Source organism: Flavihumibacter sp. UBA7668 (assembly GCF_002483205.1).
Taxonomy (GTDB): Bacteria; Bacteroidota; Bacteroidia; order Chitinophagales; family Chitinophagaceae; genus Flavihumibacter.
On record NZ_DLHM01000007.1, the window covers coordinates 873,076 to 890,706 of the forward strand.

Consider the following 17,631-nt stretch of genomic DNA (forward strand, 5'->3'; position numbering starts at 1 on the left):
TTAACAACAAACTTATTTAGTATATGAGATCTATTTTTAAATACACAGCTTCACTGGCTATTTCAGCCAGTCTGTTAAGCGGGTGTAATAAATTTGATGAGATAAATAAAGATCCTTTCCTGGTTACGGAAGATCAGGTACAGGTTGAATATTTTATAAACAATGCCATAACTGGTAGCCAGCAGGATCCACATATTGCAGAACGAATTTTTGTACTGTACTGGAAAACTGCCGGCAGACAGCAATTTGGTGGTGGTATTTCGTCCGGTGGCTACAATGATGGCTGGAGCAGCGATTATTATGGAGGCGGTTATATGGGAGGCTGGTTAAACGCTATCAACTCAGGAGTACAGGTAGCAGAGAGTCAATTAGAAAAAGGAACCGCTAAATCCTATACCAATAACCTTTTGCAGGTTTCCAGGATTTACAGGGCTTATCTGATGAGTGAGCTGACTGATAATTTCGGTCCTATTCCTATCAATGCATTTCAGGGAACAAATCCTGAATTCAGCAGCGAAAAGGAAGTGTATTATTTTATGCTTAGCGAATTGAAGGATGCTGCTTCGAAAATTGAACCGGATGTTGCGGGGCCCGATGCCAAATTTGATCTTGCTTATGGATTCAACTTTGCCAAATGGCAAAGGTATGCAAACTCAATGCGGCTTCGTTTGGCTATGCGATTATCAGAAGTAGATGCAGCAAAAGCCAAAGCTGAGTTTGAAGATGCTGTAACAAAACCGTTAATCACCACGGCTGATGATATGTTTCAGGTAGCTGAATTAGGTGGCTGGCATGCACTTACAGGTGTTATGACCAGAGAATGGAATTATTTTCAACTTTCTGCAACCATGCGTAACCTTACAATTGGTTTGGGTGGTATTGAATCAGCAGATCAGGTTGGTGCGAATATGCAATCACATATAAAACCAGCCGGATATATCGGGATGCGATTCCTGGATCATTTTACCACTTTAACCAATGATCCATCTGCTGGATACTGGCTCGATGGTTTGCCAAATACAGTAGATCCAAGAGCGTACAAAGCTTACATCATTCCTGGGGACTTTACCAATTCAGACTTTAACAGTTACCCTTCCTGGGATAATTCTGCTAAAACTACAGTTCGTAATCTGGTAGATGCTTCCGGTGGTGTTGTAAAGACGCTGGATGCGGCAGGTACCTGGAATGCACCTGCTAACGGAGACTGGGGTGCAAAAGGAGCGAAGAACCAAATCCGTTCGTACAATGGAGCGATTCCTCGTCATGGTCAAAAATTCAGAAACAGTGCCAATAAGAGAATCTACTTTGCGCCTTGGGAAACCTATTTTCTGATTGCCGAAGCTGCAGTTAGAAACTGGACTGTACCAATGTCTGGTCAGGCTGCTTATGAAGCTGGAATCGATGCAAGCTTTACGTATTGGGGTGTTAGTAATCATGCTACAGCCTATAAAGCGTCAACTGAGTATAATATGGCTGGTACCTCAGTTAGCTGGACACATACTACAGAGCCAGGTGCAACTCATGCCATGACTTATATTGATGGTTATACAAATACACCAGGTGTTGTTCAGGTTGAATATCCTGTAAATAACCTGTATCAGGGTGGTACTGTGCGCAATGATCTTCTTACTAAAATCATCACACAAAAATTCATTGCACAAACCCCTTATCTTCCTCTGGAAGCGTGGAGTGATCACCGTCGCCTTGGATTGCCGTTCTTTGAAAATCCGGCAGTTGAAAACCCTCTGGTGAATATGCCTGCTTTGAATAGCACCAACTATAAAACAGCACAGGTAAATTTCTTTCCACAGCGTTTAAAATATCCGTCCAGTCTCCAATCAAGCAATCAGGCTGGATATGACCAGGCTGTAAGTTTACTTGGTGGACCAGACGCTGTATTAACTCCGCTCTGGTGGGCTAAGAAACCGTAACACATTGTGTTGATCCCCTGATCGGGTAAACAATTAGTAGCAAAAGGCTGTCTCCAACGAGGCAGCCTTTTTCATATTTCAGCTTCTCTGCTGCTAGCTCAAATGCGAACAGTTATTGTATCAATACCAAACAGATAAACTTGAAAATTAGAACACAGTAATTTGATAATCAGCAAATTGTATTGTGGCATACAGTTTATTGAATCTACATAAACTCTTGCATTCAACTTACTGACCGGTACCAGCTTTTATCGAAAAAACCAAGAGGTTAACCGAAATGCTGGTTACAAGCAGAACCTTATCAACACATAGTTCAATTAGAATGGCATCAAAATCCACCATATATAAAGCAAGAATCTTAAAGGAACTCTGCTTCGGGAATATGCTTTCCGCATCGGAAATAAGTGTTCGCTTGCAAAAAAGCTTACCCTTAACCATGCGAATGCTGAATGAACTGGTTGAGGATGGTGTTATAATCGAAAAAGGATTAGCTCCTTCTACCGGGGGACGCAGACCGCAGACCTATGCCATTACGCCAGGCAAAATGTATGCTATTGCCGTAGCAATGGACCAGATGGTTACCAAAATTGCCCTGGTTGATCTTCAGAATTTTGAACGCACTAATGAACTAAAATATAGCCTGGTTCTCAATGAAAATCCGGATTCTTTGGATGAATTGATTCAGTTGATAAGCAGGTATATCGGAGAAGTTTCCATCCCTTTTGAAAAGCTCCAGGGGGTGGGAATCGGTATGCCTGGGTTTATTGATAGTTCGAAGGGGGTAAATTATTCCTACCTCGATAACCAGGGTAAAAGTATCAGCGAAAAGATGGAAAAGCTGCTGGGTTTGCCGGTTTTTATCGATAATGACTCCAGCCTAATTGCACTTGCCGAACTAAAAATCGGAGGTTCAATGGATCGAAGCAATGTTATGGTAATTAATATTTCATGGGGAATTGGACTTGGTATGATATTAAATGGATCTCTCTTCAGAGGATACAATGGTTTTGCCGGAGAATTCAGTCATATGCCACTTTTCAACAACAACAAACTTTGCGGATGCGGGAAAAGCGGTTGCCTGGAAACCGAAGCCTCTCTGAAGGAAATGGTCAATAAAACAAAAGAGGGTATCCTTTCAGGCAGGGTTACAAGTATTAAATTTTTACCCGATGATATTGAAGTTGCCTGTGAAATGGTGCTCAATGCTGCGATTCGCGGAGACCAGTTAGCTGTGGAACTCTTATCCGAAGTAGCCTATAATATTGGCCGGGGTGTTGCCATATTGGTGCATATCATGAATCCCGAACAAATTGTATTCAGCGGCCGTGGCTCAATTGCAGGCAGACTATTATTACCCCCAATTCAGCAGGCACTTAACAGGTATTGTATTCCACGACTGGCTGCGTATACCCAGTTAACTATTTCAGACTTGAACAAAGACGCAGAAATATTGGGTGCCGCAGCTCTGGTGGTGGAGCAGCTGGATAAACGTTTCACCAATAGAAAGCCCAAGCCCAAAAACCATCCGTTTGCAGCCTGATTTTAAATTCCTGTTATTTGATAAGAGTTACCGGATTCCTGGTTGACCGGGTACCAAATCGCTGGACCAGCCAGCCAATCGTAAAACTGGGAATGAAATCGGTAAACGGTAGCAACTCTTCCGCAAATGCGAAAACCCCACCCAAAGCACCTTTCCATCCTCCAAATAATCGGTAAAATAGGAGTCCGGACAGGGGCGCCCAGATCAGGTCCCCAAATTCTCCCAAAACCGGTAATGCATAGGTGAAATAACCAACGGCATCCAGCACCAGGCAGAGCACCAGCGAAGGCGCTTTCGAACTTTCTCTATTCATGCTTATTCAGACGTGGTAAAAACATGAAAAGTTGTATTAAAAAAGAAAAAATCAGGGGAGCGAGTGACCAAAATCACATTGACGACATTAGAATCAGATTAGATTTAGATTAAAATTGGATTAAAAAATGCTAATTCCCTCAGTTTTGTTGCTACTATTAACGCATTTAAACGGGCTTATTTGGTTTACTGATTTTCAGTCCGCGCAAACCCAGGCACAAAAAGAACATAAACAGATGCTGCTGAATTTTTCTGGCTCGGACTGGTGCGGACCCTGTATAAGATTAACCAGGGAAGTATTTCAATCGGCTGATTTTGAACAGCTTGCAACTGAGGAACTGGTTCTTGTAAGGGCTGATTTCCCAAGGTCTAAGAAAAATCAACTCTCAAAGGAACAACAGCAAAAAAATGATGCACTGGCTGAACGTTACAATGAAAAAGGAAGTTTCCCCCTAACCCTTTTACTGGATGAAAATGGCCATGTAATAAAATCCTGGGAAGGTTTCCCGGTGAATCAGGCCAATGGATTTTTAAAAGAATTACGCGAACTCACCCATGAATAACAAAACTACGCTGCCTCAGGAAGGCAATACGCTGGTAAAAAGAGCCCTCAAATTAATGGGCAATCGCTTCGAAATAAGTATTCAGGAATCAGATAGTGAACGTGCTGAAGAGTTGATTCAGCTGGCTGTAGATGAAATACGCCGAATTGAAGCACTGTTAACTACCTACCATCCTGAAAGTGAAACTAACCGGATTAATGAAATGGCGGGTTTAGCTCCGGTTGAAGTTTCTACTGAATTTATTGCTTTGATCCAGAGAGCACAACGAATAGCTGCATTGACGCAGGGGGCTTTTGACCTTTCTTATGGATCTATCGATAAACGATTCTGGAATTTTGATGCGGGAATGAAAAGTCTGCCGGATCCCATACTGGCGAAAAAAGCAGTTCAGCTGATCAATTATCAGAACATTGAAATAGACCCATTGAATAAAACTGTTTTCCTAAAAGAAAAGGGAATGCGGATTGGGTTTGGAGGTATCGGAAAAGGATATGCTGCTGACCGGGCTAAAGAAGTACTGGTTAAACAGGGAGTAAAAAGTGGAATTGTTAATGCAGCGGGTGATTTAACCGCCTGGGGCAAACAGGAAAACGGGGAGCCCTGGACCATCGGAATAGCAGATCCCCGAGCTGCCAGTCATTTGTTTTCCTATATCAATATCACCGATATGTCTGTTGCTACTTCCGGCAATTATGAAAAGTTTGTAGAGATCGGGGGTAAGCGTTATTCGCATACCATCGATCCCCGAACCGGCATGCCTGTTAGTGGTATTAAAAGCGTGACCATAATAAGTCCATATGCCGAATTATCGGATGCCCTTGCCACACCGGTAATGGTAATGGGAAAAGCAGTCGGCCTTGATTTGCTCAACCAGATGAAACAGGTGGCAGCTTTGATAATTGATGAAAATAACCAGCTTCACACAACTAAAAATATACAGGTAATATGATTAAAAAAATTGGATTGGGATTACTGCTCCTGACAGGTACAAGCAGTTGTCAGGTAGTGAAGGAATTTCAAAAGAATCGCCTGAATGATGCGGAAATGATCCTGGCTAACCGCAAAATTGAAAAAACAGAACTCAGTTTTCAATCCTACAGAGAAGGTGCTTCCGGTGCCAATGCAGGAAAATCTGGTGGTGGTTGTGGTTGCAATTAATTCTAACAAGTAAGAACTGATCGTTCATGAAAAAAATATGTCTGACTGTAGTCGGGTTGTATATCGGCCTGTTCGCCGCCTTTTCCCAATCCAATACCGATAGCAGTTATCGTTCCCGAAAATTGAAAATTGAGGAGATTAATCTGGTATCCAGTTATTACCATCAGGAAGGTGATCATGCGGCTGTAACAGGCGGAATCGGCTCGCAGAAGCTCACCGATTTTTCCAATTCGCTGGAGGTAAAACTGATCCGTTATGACCGTGCGAATCGAAAACAAACATGGTCCGCAGATATAGGTTTGGATCATTATACTTCTGCATCTTCTGATAAAATTGATCCGAAATCAGTTAGCTCCGCATCCTATGCCGATACCCGTATTTACCCCTCTTTCTCTTTTAGTCGCGAAAACGAAAAGAAAGGAACAGAATGGGGTGCCGGATTATCTTATAGTGGCGAATATGATTATACTTCAATTGGTGCTTCCATTCACGGATCTAAAAAAACCGCCAATAAAATGGGTGAATTAACGGTTAAGGGGCAGGTTTATCTTGACCAGATCAGTCTGATTTACCCCATTGAACTACGTGATGGAAATTCAACAGATCCGCTGAAGCGGGGTGGTGACAGCAGAAATTCCTATAGCCTGGCCATGTCCTGGTCACAAATTATCAACCAGCGATTTCAATTGGCCTTCTTACTTGACCTGGTACAGCAACAGGGGTATTTATCGCTTCCGTTCAACCGGGTATATTTTACGGATGGAACGGTGCATGTAGAGCGATTACCGGATAGCAGGTTTAAGGTTCCGCTTGGATTTCGGGCCAATTACTTTGCGGGAGACAGACTGGTACTTCGATCTTACTATCGTTATTATTTTGATAATTGGGGTTTGACAGCGCATACGGCAAGTCTGGAAACATCGGTTAAAATCAGTCCATTTTTTTCAGTATCACCATTTTATCGCTTTTACCAGCAGACCGGAGTGGACTATTTCGAGCCCTATCTGACACATACACCAGGGAAAGATTTTTATACCAGCAATTTTGATTTATCCAAATTCACCAGTCATTTTTTCGGTTCAGGAATCCGACTGGCCCCTCCAAAAGGAGTGTTTGGAATACAACACTTCAACAGTCTTGAACTACGCTATGGGCATTATTCAAGGAGCAATACACTTCAGTCGAATATAGTTTCAGTTCACCTTAAATGGAAGTGAATAAGGTGAATAAAGTGAATAAGGTGAATAAGGTGAATGGGTGAATGGGTGAATAGGGTGTTCAACTCAATAGTTGATTACCTGCTCCTGAATCTGCGCCGGCAATTCCCGGAATTCATATTGCTGGTTTCTGAGCTGGGGTTCAAATCCGGCTTCACGGATTGCCGCCTGAATACTTTTATAGGTAAAACGGTGTGGTGCACCTGCGGCACTTACCACGTTTTCTTCAATCATGATACTACCGAAATCATTGGCGCCGGCTTGTAAACAGAGCTGCGCCACTTCCTTTCCAACTGTCAGCCAGCTTGCCTGGATATTTTTAATATTGGGCAGCATAATACGGCTGATCGCAATCATCCGGATATATTCTTCGGATGTTGTCAGGTTATGAACCCCCCGAATTCTGGTTAGCAGCGTGTCTACATCCTGGAAGGTCCAGGGAATAAAGGCAACAAATCCCTTTACGCCATCCGGTTTACGAGCCTGAACATCTCTTAATTTAACCAGGTGTTCCATGCGTTCTTCGATTGTTTCTACATGCCCGAACATCATGGTACCGGAGGTAGTCAGGTTAAGTTTATGCGCTTCATGCATGATATCGAGCCATTCCTGCGATCCACATTTACCTTTGCTGATCAGGCGGCGTACCCGATCAACCAGAATTTCTGCACCTGGTCCGGGTAAGGAGTCCATTCCGGCCTCTTTCAGTGCTTTTAGCACTTCATGGTGCGATTTCTTTTCCAGTTTGCAGATATGGGCAACTTCCGGTGGACCAAGTGCATGCAATTTAAGTTGGGGGAATAACTGCTTTAATTGCTTGAACAAGTCAACATAATAGGCTAATCCGAGTTCCGGGTGATGGCCTCCCTGGAGGAGCAATTGCTCACCGCCATATTTAAAGGTTTCTTCTATTTTGACTTTATAGGTACCGATGTCGGTTATATAGGCCTCTGCATGTCCGGGTATGCGATAAAAATTACAGAATTTACAATTGGCAATACAAACATTCGTGGTATTCATATTGCGATCGATAATCCAGGTAACTTTTCCGTGGGGCACCTGTATTTTACGGAGGGTATCTGCTACCTGCATCAAATCGGTCAGGGGTGCCTGGTGGAAGAGGTATACAGCTTCTTCTACGGACAGAAATTCAAAATTCAGGGCTTTACGGTACAGTTCAGCTAATTGCATGGTGCGATTTTAATCCGTTATGACCAACAAAATTAGGCTGTGAATGTTGGATGGCTTCAAATAATTTGTGACCATCGGTGCGGATGGGTCTTAATTTGATTGTAAATTCATTCAGTGCGTAACCTACTAACCACTCTGCTTACGATTGTATTGCTGAACGGACTATTAGTTCCAGCGGCTGCGCAGGAATATTTTTCTCAACCGCCAACACAACATATTACAAGTTTTGGTTTTAGAATGTACAGCGGCGGGGTGGTTACGCTTCGCGCAAAATTGAATCAATACCCTGATTCTCTGACTTTTATATTGGATACAGGGAGTGGTGGGATTTCGCTGGATTCCAGTACGGTGGATCGATTGAAAATCCCGACGGTAGCCACCGATCGAACGATCAGAGGTATTGCCGGAATCAAAAAAGTGCGGTTTTCCTATAATAATAGCCTTCATTTTCCCGGTTTAACAGTAGATAGCCTGAATTTTCATGTAAATGATTATGAAATTCTGACCAGTGTTTATGGGGAACATATAGATGGAATTATCGGGTACAGCTTTTTTTCACGGTACATCGTAAAGTTAGATTATGATACCAACCGGATTTCCGTTTATACCAGGGGCTCGATTAAATATCCGAAGGGTGGTTTCATGATCCGGCCCAATCTGGCGACTATTCCGGTCACGACCAACCGAATCCGCGAAGAAAGTAAAATCAGCACCCGGTTTTTCTTTGACACAGGGGCCGGCTTATCGCTTTTGCTAACGGAAGATTTTATTGCCGACAGCAGTATGTACAGCAGGAAGAAAAAATTCTGGACAACACAGGCAGAAGGATTGGGAGGTAAGACATTTATGAAATTGACTACTACAAAGGAATTTCGAATAGGTCCGTATAAATTCAGGCGGGTACCCACCTTTATATTTGAAGATGAGTTTAATGTAACTTCCTATCCTTATCTGGGCGGACTGATAGGTAATGATCTGCTTCGCAGGTTTAATGTAATATTAAACTATGAGCGCCGGGAGATTCATCTTACGCCAAACCGCCATTTTCGGGAGGCATTTGATTATGCCTATACCGGTCTGGGTTTTTATTTTATCGATGGCCAGGTTACGGTTACGGATATAATGCCGGGATCGCCTGCCGAAAATGCGGGGTTTAAAGTGGGAGATATCATTATCGCCGTAGATAATAATATGAGCCGAAGCATTCAGGCTTATCGAAGTATGTTACAGCAAACAGGCGCCCGATTAAAATTTTTGGTGGTCAGACAGGCGGATGGAGACCTCGAAGAATTGTATATGAAAGTGGGAAGTATCCTGAAAAAGAAGAAATGAGGTCTTTTGAATTAAGTTTGCACTATGATTCAATTTTCAAGATTTGTCCTGCCGAATGGATTGAAGGTACTGGTTCATGAAGATAACAGCACACCGATGGCAGTAGTGAATGTGCTATATGATGTTGGTGCCAGGGATGAAGATCCCGACAGAACCGGGTTTGCACACCTTTTTGAGCACCTGATGTTTGGTGGAAGTATCAATATACCGGAGTACGACGATGAGTTGCAGAAAGCAGGAGGTGAAAACAATGCCTACACCACCAATGATCTGACCAATTATTATTGTCAGCTTCCTTCCGCCAATATTGAGACAGCTTTTTGGCTGGAGAGTGATCGGATGCTTAGTCTGGCGTTCAGTAAAAAAAGTCTGGAAGTACAGCGGAAAGTAGTGTGTGAAGAGTTCAAGGAGCATTATATCAACCGGCCCTATGGCGATATCTGGTTTAAGATGAGGGAGATGGCCTATGAAAAGCATCCTTATCGCTGGATGACCATCGGCAAGGAGTTAAAGCATGTAGAGGATGCCAGTCTGGATGACGTGAAGAAGTTTTTCAGGAAACACTATAATCCGATGAATGCCATCCTGGTGGTGGCAGGAAATGTGGTAACTGAGCAGGTCTATGAACTGGCTGTGAAATGGTTTGGTGATATCCCGCCAGGTGAAAAATACAGTCGGTCCTTGCCGCAGGAAGAGGAGCAACAGGAAGCGCGGAGAATGGATATTACGGCGGATGTGCCCGTGGATGCCTTCCTGAAGACCTGGCATATGCCAGCACGGCTGGACCCGGATTATTATGTAGCGGATCTTGTAACAGATATTTTGGGTGGAGGGACTTCTTCGCGATTGTATCAATCCCTGGTGAAGGAAAAACAATTGTTCACCAATGTCGACTGCTATCATTATGGGTCTTCGGATGCCGGTTTAATTTGTATTGATGGCAAATTGGTGAAGGGGGTTCGGTTTGAGGATGCAGAACTGGCTGTTCAGGCTCAATTGGACTTATTGATGAATGAAGGGGTTACGGCTACGGAGCTTGAAAAGGTAAAAAACAAGACCGAAAGCACCATGGCCTTTGAGGATATGAGTGTAATGAATCGGGCCTCCAGTCTGGCATATTATGAATTATTGGGAGATGCCAACCTGATGAATACCGAGCTGGCGCGTTACAATGAGGTAACTGCCGATCAACTGGTAGAGCTGGGTCGCCGGCTTTTTGAAGAGAAGAACAGTCATACATTATATTATAGAAGTAAAAAGTAAAGAGTTAAAAGTAAAAAGTGGGGTAACCTCTTTTTTTTACCTTTCACGTTCATTATGAATAGAAAAATAGCGCCTCCGATAAAAGATGCGGTTGAGTTTGACCTTAAGCTTAAACCCTATGATAAATATGTATTAAGTAATGGGGTTGAAGTATATGCAGTAAATGCCGGGGCAGAGGAGTTGATCCAGATAGAGTGGGTCTTTTTTGCGGGCAATTGCTATGAAGAGAAGAAAATGGTTGCTTCTGCCACGAATCACCTAATAAAAAACGGAACCAGCCAGAAGTCGGCGTTTGCGATCAGCGAACAGGTGGATTATTATGGGGCAAGTCTGGCTCGTGCCTCTTACCATGAAACATCCACCATTACCCTGCATAGTCTGACCAAACATCTTTCAAAGTTGTTGCCATTGGTTCGGGAGCTATTGACAGATGCCAATTTCCCTGAAGAGGAATTGTTGTTGTTTCAACAGAATAACCGGCAGCGCCTCGAAGTTAATTTAAAGAAAAACGATTTTGTTGCGAATCGGTTGATCGATGAATACCTGTTTGGATTTGATCATCCATATGGGGCCTATAGCCGGTTTGAAGACCTGGCCGCACTGAATCGTTCAGATTTGGTAGCATTTTATGACAGGTTTTACCGGACGGGTAAGTGTATCCTGTTCATTGCGGGTAAGTTGCCTCCGAATATTATTGAGTTACTGGAGCAGGAGTTTGGTGATCTGCCGCTGCATGGTGGGGTGGTGGAGGTTCCGTCGAACCTGGCGGTACCTGCTGCAGAGCGGAAATACCGGGTTACGAATGATCCGAATGGGGTTCAGGGAGCCATCCGTATTGCACGTGATTTTCCTAACCGGCACCATCCTGATTTTTTTGGCGTACAGGTTTTGAATGCGATTTTCGGAGGATTTTTTGGATCGAGGCTGATGAATAATATCCGTGAGGATAAGGGGTATACCTATGGAATTTATTCCTATTTGCAGAATCATATACAGCAATCGGCCTGGCTGATCAGTACGGAAGCAGGGAAGGAGGTTTGTGAAGCAACGGTTGAAGAAGTCTATAAAGAAATGGAAGACCTTAGGGAAGAATTGGTAGATGAGGAGGAATTACTGCTGGTTCGGAATTATCTGATGGGGTCAATTCTGGGGGATCTGGATGGTCCTTTTCATATTATTGGTCGGTGGAAGAACATCGTTTTGAACGGCTTGGACGAGGATTATTTTTATCAGAGTATACGTACTATTAAGACAATTCAGCCGGAAGAGTTGCAACAACTTGCCCGGAAATACCTTCAACCTGAGGCTTTTTATGAGCTGGTAGTTATTTAATTTTATAGGAGATTTTCAATATTAACCGTTTAGGATGGGACTATTTGTACCATCCTGAACGGTTAATTTTTTGGTAAATTCGGACTATGAAGAGGACGATCGTTAAGCTTGCCGGAATCGCCTTACTGGCCTTTTTTTCGGCTTTTGCAGTTTGGTTTTTTATTTTGAGAGAGAAGGATTCAGAACCTGAAAGTTTCGAAAATTCGTATACAGTGTCAGAAACCCGGCCACCTGGTGAGGCGCCTGATGGAATGGTTTGGGTGCCCGGGGGACAATTTTTAATGGGTTCGAATGATCAGATGGCCTGGGAGGAAGAGGGACCTGCACACCATGTTAAGGTGAAGGGATTCTGGATGGATGTTCATGAAGTAACCAATAAACAGTTTGCTGATTTTGTAAATGCTACCGGATATGTGACCGATGCGGAGAAAGCACCGGTTTTGGAGGAAATAATGGCTCAATTGCCGGATGGTACCCCTCCCCCTGACCCAAAAGACCTGGTTGCCGGCTCCATGGTTTTCAGTCCGCCATCTACTGGCGTACCCCTGAATGATATTAGTGCCTGGTGGAAATGGGTGCATGGTGCCGATTGGAAACACCCGGAAGGACCGGGATCGGATTTAGCAGGAAGGGAGCAGCATCCGGTGATTCATATCAGTTGGAATGATGCGATGGCTTATTGTAAATGGGCAGGGAAGCGGTTACCGACGGAAGCGGAGTGGGAATTTGCAGCCCGTGGTGGATTGGAGGGCCGGAATTTTGTTTGGGGTGATGAGGCGCCCACCGATGAAAAGACCTATGCCAATACCTGGCAGGGCAAATTTCCGGCGGATAATTTAATGCGTGATGGATATGCCGGTACGGCGCCGGTTGGACAATATGCTCCGAATGGCTACGGTTTATATGATATGGCGGGAAATGTTTGGGAGTGGTGCCAGGACTGGTATGATAAAAATCTGTATCAATCCTGCGGACCGGGGGAGGTTCGGGATAATCCGCAGGGGCCTTTGGTAAGTCGGGATCCATCCCAGCCGAATATGCCGCTTCGAGTTCAGAAAGGAGGGTCTTATCTCTGCCATGATTCCTATTGTCAGCGTTATCGTCCGAGTGCGCGGCAGGCGAGTTCACCCGAAAGCGGGATGAGTCATGTGGGTTTCCGTTGCATCCGTTAGGTGTCAGATACAAGTTAGAACGCTGTTAGAGAGGTGTCAGACAAGTAATAGAACGCTCTTAGACAGGTGTCTGATACCTGTCTCACTGGTGTCTGACGTTTTTACCGGGTTGGTACAAAAACTGCATAAGGATTAAAAACCTTTTGTATGAACAAGGTATCGATATTGACGTCTCCGGGTTTGTATATGAAGTTTTCAGCAGGTTTGGTCTTATCCCTATTTTTCATTTCTTGCCAGCCATCTGCTCCGGAGTTTGTTTCCGACTACGATGTTGTTTACACGAATTATGAACGGACATTTGATTTTGGTGCAGTTGACACCTATTTTCTACCGGATACAGTGGTACATACTGTGCCCCCGGGAGAAGAACCTGACCATCGGTTTGACGATCAGATTCTTTCCAGTTTGGAGCAAAATCTCAATGAATTGGGTTGGACCAGGTTAAATGAAGGGAATGGTAATAGTGCCGATGTGGTTATACTACCCAATGTAAGTGAGCAGGCCTATGGGAGCTGTGCCAGTTATTGCTGGTATTGTGATTGGGGATGGTATCCGGGTTGGGGAGCTTATCCCCCAAGTTGGGGACCGGGCTGGGGCTGGGGTTATCCATCCGGAATTGTATGTGGTTCTTACGCTACCGGAACGGTGGTGGTAAATATAACAGCCCCCGGATTAGCTCAGGAAAACACGCTTCCGGTAGTCTGGGTTGGAATATTAAACGGGTTACTAGAGGGGACTGATGCATCGATTAATGCCCGTATCAGAAAAAATATTGATCAAATGTTCCAACAATCACCTTACCTGAAAAACTAAAAAAATGAAAATCACATCAATTATAATTGGGATAGTCCTGGTTTTAATAAGTGGACAGGTCAAATCGCAGGTGGTGCCTGAACTGCATTTTCAGCTATCCATTCCGACCGGTGATTTCAGAAATTTTGTGGAGAAACCAGGCCTGATGGGATTTGGTCTTCAATTTCGAAAATACCTGCCGGATAATCGGTTATCATTAGGAGGCGGTTTATCCTGGTTCTATTTTCCCGATAAAAAGGGGAAACGGACCCTTGAGCTTCAGGGAGATGATGGAACCTATACCGGCTATGTGACAAATTTCAGCAATATTTACGGGTTGGAAGCGCTGGCTCAATATGATCTCAAAGATCGTTCTGAAAAACTGGTGCCTTTTGTAAAAGCAGGAGTGGGTGCGGCTTACCAGAACCAGCGGCAGGATATAGGATTACTTGCTTTTAGATACAGGGGGTTTCAATTCTTAACACATGCAGAAGCGGGAATGAAAATACAACTGGCTCGGGAAGGATCTCTGAATCTTTCCTTAACTTACCATATGCTTCCGGGTTCAGGAGATGTTTCGTCAACCAGTTTTGCCGGACTTCGAATCGGTTATGCTGGTTTCCGCATCCGCTGACCCGTCTCTAACATCGTTCTAACACCTGTCTGATACCTCTCTAACACCTGACACATGAAAAAATTACTGGTGATCGCATTGCTGATAGCGGCATGCACCCCAAAAGCACAGCCACCACAACTCACTGAAACAGAAGTTCTGCAACTGGTTGATGATAGAAATTACCAGTTCAATTTGGAATTTGTAAGACCTCTGGGAGGCAGGCAGCGACTCATTACCGGCAACTATACCTTCCGTGTAAAAAAAGACCGGATCGATTCGGATCTTCCCTATATCGGACGATCCTTCCAGGCACCCATCGGCAGTTCAGAAAATGGCATGAAATTTACATCAAAAGACTTCGACTATAACAGCAGCACCGGAAAAGATAATCGAAGAGAAATCAACATCCAGCCAAAAGATGCAAACGATATCCGCGATATCCAGCTGATAATATTCAGCAATGGAACTGCCGACCTGAGGATCAATTCCATCAACCGCCAAACGATTTCCTATACCGGCAACATAACAGCCCTGCCGCAGCCCCAATAAAGCTTTTCCAAATAAGCCTCTTACACTAAGTTTGCGCTCCACATACACTTATTCTTATGACAGGTCGTGCAGCTTTTATGGCTTGGTTTGTAATTTTTTTATTCTGCAACTCAGTTCAGGCTCAATATACTATTACAGGAAGAATCCTTGCACGCGATACCGACCTGCCTCTCGAAGAAGCCACCATTCAGCTTAAATCACAGCATACCCATTCCGGTATTGATGGTCGGTTTACAATAAACAGCAGCCAACCAACCGATACACTTTTCATCACGCATATCGGGTATGACCCCAAAAGGATTATCTGGACTAATAACAGCAGTCCGCTTACCATACATCTCTTAACCGCTCCCGTTCAATTAAGCCAGGTTGTAGTAAATGATAGCAGACGTGCCATCCAACAGGTCATGCAGATCGATCTCAAAACGAACCCCGTAAACTCCGCCCAGGATATTCTCAGAAAAGTTCCCGGATTATTCATTGGTCAGCATGCAGGCGGTGGTAAGGCTGAACAGATTTTTCTACGCGGGTTTGATATCGATCATGGAACTGATATCAGAATCACCACGGATGGAATGCCGGTAAATATGGTCAGCCATGCACATGGACAGGGGTATGCGGATCTTCATTATCTGATTCCGGAAACCATCAAAGATATCCAGTTTGGCAAGGGATCCTATTATGCGGAAGAAGGCGACTTTACCACGGCGGGATATGTGAACTTCACCACCTTCAACCGGCTGGATCGCAACCTCCTGAAACTGGAAGCGGGACAATTCAATACCCTCCGCACGGTTGGCATGTTCAATCTGTTTGAAAAAACCGGAGAGAATGCCAGTAATGCCTATATCGCAGGTGAATATCAATTTTCCAATGGCCCCTTTGAAGCAAAACAAAACTTCAACCGATTGAATTTCCTTGCAAAATACAACACACAGATAGGACAGCACTCCAACCTGCAAATAGTTGGGTCTGCTTTTAATTCCAAATGGGATGCATCCGGACAAATCCCCGATCGTGCTGTAAAAAGCGGACTCATCACCCGTTGGGGAGCCATCGATGCAACAGAAGGCGGAACAACCTCCCGCACTAATATTGCTGCCAAATACCGGAGTAAAATCAGCGCTACAGAAGACTGGCTATCCAATTTCTATTTCAGTCAGTATGATTTCAGTCTGTTTTCCAATTTTACTTTTTTCCTGGAGGATCCCGTTAATGGCGATCAGATTCACCAATCCGAAAAAAGAAAAATTTACGGCATGGATCATCGTTATACCAAACAGGTTTTGGGGAATCATTCAGACTGGATTCTGACAGCAGGCATGGGACTTCGACATGACGCGGTAAGAGATATTCAGTTGAGCCATACCCTCCAGCGAAAAGAAGTGCTGGAATATTTTGCACTCGGAGATGTAGATCAGACCAATGCCTCCCTGTATGGTTCAGCAGAGTGGAGAAAAGGGCATTGGAAACTAATTCCGGGTATTCGTATAGATCATTTTATTTTCAATTATGTTGATAAACTCCAACCGGTTTATAGTACCCAGTCTGCACAGAAAACCATGCTGAGTCCTAAATTAAACCTGGTATATACGCCACATGCTAACTGGCAAGGCTACCTGAAAATGGGGAAAGGCTTTCATTCCAATGATACAAGGGTAGTAGTAGCACAGGAAGGAAGAGAGATTCTCCCTGCTACCTATGGGGCTGATCTTGGTGCTATTATCAAAGTTCATCCAAAACTGCTCCTGCAACCTGCCATCTGGTTTCTTTATATGGAACAGGAATTTGTATATGTTGGAGATGCTGCGATTGTTGAACCGTCTGGTAAAACCAGAAGACTGGGGGCTGAACTGGGAATCCGATACCAGCCAACCAACTGGCTTTATTTGGATGCTGACATCAACTATGCCAAAGCAAGGGCAATTGAAGAAGATAAGGAAGCAGATTTTATTCCGCTGGCACCGGATCTTACCAGTACCGGAGGTATTTCAGTAAAACCAATCAAACGGCTCGATATCAACTGGCGCTATCGTTATATGAAAGATCGTCCGGCTAATGAAGACAATTCCATTCAGGCACAGGGTTATTTTGTAAATGATCTCCTGATTAATTATACCCGAACCAAATGGGCGCTGGGGTTACAGATTGAAAACCTGTTTGATACAGAGTGGAGAGAAGCCCAGTTTGATACGGAATCGCGCCTGCAAAATGAAGCCAACCCGGTTTCTGAAATTCACTATACACCTGGCACACCTTTCTTTGCCCGGATTAAATGGAGCTTGTTTTTTTGATTAACTTCAGGAAAATAACCACCATGAATTTTCTAACCCGATTGCTGATTACCGCGCTGGTTGCATTTGGACTTTCCTACCTGCTACCCGGCGTGCATATGGATTCCTTTATAGCAGCACTTATTCTTGCACTGGTGCTTGCCTTATTGAATACACTTGTAAAACCTATATTGGTAATTCTAACCTTTCCAATCACCATCATCACACTGGGTTTGTTTCTGCTGGTTATCAATGCAGTCATTATTTTACTGGCAGCCAAATTGGTAGGCGGATTTAAGGTGGATGGGTTCTGGTGGGCACTTCTTTTCAGCATATTACTTTCTGTAACCAGTTCACTGCTCCAGGGAACCGACGATCGTAAATCCTAGT

At 44.0% G+C, this 17,631-nt stretch carries 17 protein-coding genes; 15 read left to right on the top strand and 2 right to left on the bottom strand.

The genetic code is table 11. From position 1 onward, the window contains the following. Positions 1 to 23 precede the first annotated feature (23 nt). Both B2746_RS21155 and B2746_RS21160 read left to right on the top strand, forming a co-directional pair. Positions 24 to 1,931: a SusD/RagB family nutrient-binding outer membrane lipoprotein gene (locus tag B2746_RS21155; RefSeq protein ID WP_290798702.1), complete on the top strand. Its 1,908-nt coding sequence runs from the start codon at positions 24 to 26 to the stop codon at positions 1,929 to 1,931. A gap of 322 nt (positions 1,932 to 2,253) precedes the next feature. Next, positions 2,254 to 3,471 carry an ROK family protein gene (locus B2746_RS21160; protein WP_290798705.1) on the top strand — a complete coding sequence of 406 codons (1,218 nt, stop codon included), beginning with the start codon at positions 2,254 to 2,256 and terminating at the stop codon, positions 3,469 to 3,471. Between the two features lie 13 nt (positions 3,472 to 3,484). On the opposite strand, the gene B2746_RS21165 is transcribed toward B2746_RS21160, so the two are convergent. Then, on the bottom strand, positions 3,485 to 3,784 hold the full coding sequence (locus B2746_RS21165; protein ID WP_290798708.1) for a hypothetical protein: 300 nt from the start codon (positions 3,782 to 3,784) through the stop codon (positions 3,485 to 3,487). A gap of 127 nt (positions 3,785 to 3,911) precedes the next feature. On the opposite strand from B2746_RS21165, the gene B2746_RS21170 reads away from it, so the two are divergent. From B2746_RS21170 to B2746_RS21185, 4 genes are read left to right on the top strand one after another with little or no spacing between them, the layout of a single operon-like run. Further along, a complete protein-coding gene (locus tag B2746_RS21170; protein ID WP_290798711.1) occupies positions 3,912 to 4,346 on the top strand; it encodes a thioredoxin family protein in 435 nt (144 codons plus the stop codon). Then, positions 4,339 to 5,295 carry an FAD:protein FMN transferase gene (locus B2746_RS21175; RefSeq protein ID WP_290798714.1) on the top strand — a complete coding sequence of 319 codons (957 nt, stop codon included), beginning with the start codon at positions 4,339 to 4,341 and terminating at the stop codon, positions 5,293 to 5,295. Before B2746_RS21170 ends, B2746_RS21175 begins: the two co-directional genes overlap by 8 nt. After that, entirely contained in the window at positions 5,292 to 5,504 is a 213-nt protein-coding gene (locus B2746_RS21180; RefSeq protein WP_290798717.1) for a DUF4266 domain-containing protein, read from the top strand. Before B2746_RS21175 ends, B2746_RS21180 begins: the two co-directional genes overlap by 4 nt. 26 nt (positions 5,505 to 5,530) lie before the next feature. Then, a complete protein-coding gene (locus B2746_RS21185) occupies positions 5,531 to 6,721 on the top strand; it encodes a DUF3570 domain-containing protein (RefSeq protein ID WP_290798720.1) in 1,191 nt (396 codons plus the stop codon). Positions 6,722 to 6,787: 66 nt separating this feature from the next. Here B2746_RS21185 and mqnC read toward each other — a convergent pair whose 3' ends face one another. Further along, on the bottom strand, positions 6,788 to 7,912 hold the full coding sequence (gene mqnC / locus B2746_RS21190; protein ID WP_290798723.1) for a cyclic dehypoxanthinyl futalosine synthase: 1,125 nt from the start codon (positions 7,910 to 7,912) through the stop codon (positions 6,788 to 6,790). Positions 7,913 to 8,026: 114 nt separating this feature from the next. Between mqnC and B2746_RS21195 the strand changes: the two genes are divergently transcribed. The 9 genes from B2746_RS21195 (at position 8,027) to B2746_RS21235 (ending at position 17,630) form a co-directional block, all read left to right on the top strand. Further along, positions 8,027 to 9,244: an aspartyl protease family protein gene (locus B2746_RS21195; protein WP_290798726.1), complete on the top strand. Its 1,218-nt coding sequence runs from the start codon at positions 8,027 to 8,029 to the stop codon at positions 9,242 to 9,244. 24 nt (positions 9,245 to 9,268) lie between these two features. Further along, the gene (locus B2746_RS21200; protein WP_290798728.1) at positions 9,269 to 10,507 is read left to right on the top strand and encodes a M16 family metallopeptidase; all 1,239 of its coding nucleotides are present in this window, start codon (positions 9,269 to 9,271) and stop codon (positions 10,505 to 10,507) included. A 54-nt stretch (positions 10,508 to 10,561) separates the two neighbouring features. Continuing rightward, positions 10,562 to 11,839, top strand: a complete 1,278-nt coding sequence (locus B2746_RS21205) for a M16 family metallopeptidase (RefSeq protein ID WP_290798730.1) — start codon at positions 10,562 to 10,564, stop codon at positions 11,837 to 11,839. A gap of 86 nt (positions 11,840 to 11,925) precedes the next feature. Continuing rightward, positions 11,926 to 13,011: a formylglycine-generating enzyme family protein gene (locus B2746_RS21210; RefSeq protein ID WP_290798733.1), complete on the top strand. Its 1,086-nt coding sequence runs from the start codon at positions 11,926 to 11,928 to the stop codon at positions 13,009 to 13,011. 147 nt (positions 13,012 to 13,158) lie between these two features. Further along, positions 13,159 to 13,824, top strand: coding sequence for a DUF4136 domain-containing protein (locus B2746_RS21215; RefSeq protein WP_290798736.1), 666 nt, complete (start codon positions 13,159 to 13,161; stop codon positions 13,822 to 13,824). A gap of 4 nt (positions 13,825 to 13,828) precedes the next feature. Then, positions 13,829 to 14,437 (top strand): hypothetical protein, encoded by a 609-nt coding sequence (locus tag B2746_RS21220; protein WP_290798739.1) that lies wholly within the window; start codon positions 13,829 to 13,831, stop codon positions 14,435 to 14,437. A gap of 54 nt (positions 14,438 to 14,491) precedes the next feature. Beyond that, a complete protein-coding gene (locus tag B2746_RS21225; protein WP_290798742.1) occupies positions 14,492 to 14,968 on the top strand; it encodes a DUF4251 domain-containing protein in 477 nt (158 codons plus the stop codon). A gap of 56 nt (positions 14,969 to 15,024) precedes the next feature. After that, complete coding sequence (locus B2746_RS21230) at positions 15,025 to 17,262, top strand: TonB-dependent receptor (protein ID WP_290798744.1); 2,238 nt, start codon at positions 15,025 to 15,027, stop codon at positions 17,260 to 17,262. A gap of 23 nt (positions 17,263 to 17,285) precedes the next feature. Further along, positions 17,286 to 17,630, top strand: coding sequence for a phage holin family protein (locus tag B2746_RS21235; protein ID WP_290798747.1), 345 nt, complete (start codon positions 17,286 to 17,288; stop codon positions 17,628 to 17,630). Position 17,631 lies beyond the last annotated feature (1 nt).

Bases quoted from the DNA above. Each gene is read 5' to 3' on its own strand.
- B2746_RS21205 (WP_290798730.1), top strand. From the start codon at position 10,562: ATGAATAGAAAAATAGCGCCTCCGATAAAAGATGCGGTTGAGTTTGAC.
- B2746_RS21215 (WP_290798736.1), top strand. From the start codon at position 13,159: ATGAACAAGGTATCGATATTGACGTCTCCGGGTTTGTATATGAAGTTT.
- B2746_RS21235 (WP_290798747.1), top strand. From the start codon at position 17,286: ATGAATTTTCTAACCCGATTGCTGATTACCGCGCTGGTTGCATTTGGA.
- B2746_RS21225 (WP_290798742.1), top strand. From the start codon at position 14,492: ATGAAAAAATTACTGGTGATCGCATTGCTGATAGCGGCATGCACCCCA.
- B2746_RS21180 (WP_290798717.1), top strand. From the start codon at position 5,292: ATGATTAAAAAAATTGGATTGGGATTACTGCTCCTGACAGGTACAAGC.
- B2746_RS21175 (WP_290798714.1), top strand. From the start codon at position 4,339: ATGAATAACAAAACTACGCTGCCTCAGGAAGGCAATACGCTGGTAAAA.
- B2746_RS21160 (WP_290798705.1), top strand. From the start codon at position 2,254: ATGGCATCAAAATCCACCATATATAAAGCAAGAATCTTAAAGGAACTC.
- B2746_RS21230 (WP_290798744.1), top strand. From the start codon at position 15,025: ATGACAGGTCGTGCAGCTTTTATGGCTTGGTTTGTAATTTTTTTATTC.
- B2746_RS21220 (WP_290798739.1), top strand. From the start codon at position 13,829: ATGAAAATCACATCAATTATAATTGGGATAGTCCTGGTTTTAATAAGT.
- B2746_RS21200 (WP_290798728.1), top strand. From the start codon at position 9,269: ATGATTCAATTTTCAAGATTTGTCCTGCCGAATGGATTGAAGGTACTG.
- B2746_RS21210 (WP_290798733.1), top strand. From the start codon at position 11,926: ATGAAGAGGACGATCGTTAAGCTTGCCGGAATCGCCTTACTGGCCTTT.
- mqnC (WP_290798723.1), bottom strand. From the start codon at position 7,912: ATGCAATTAGCTGAACTGTACCGTAAAGCCCTGAATTTTGAATTTCTG.
- B2746_RS21155 (WP_290798702.1), top strand. From the start codon at position 24: ATGAGATCTATTTTTAAATACACAGCTTCACTGGCTATTTCAGCCAGT.
- B2746_RS21185 (WP_290798720.1), top strand. From the start codon at position 5,531: ATGAAAAAAATATGTCTGACTGTAGTCGGGTTGTATATCGGCCTGTTC.
- B2746_RS21170 (WP_290798711.1), top strand. From the start codon at position 3,912: ATGCTAATTCCCTCAGTTTTGTTGCTACTATTAACGCATTTAAACGGG.
- B2746_RS21165 (WP_290798708.1), bottom strand. From the start codon at position 3,784: ATGAATAGAGAAAGTTCGAAAGCGCCTTCGCTGGTGCTCTGCCTGGTG.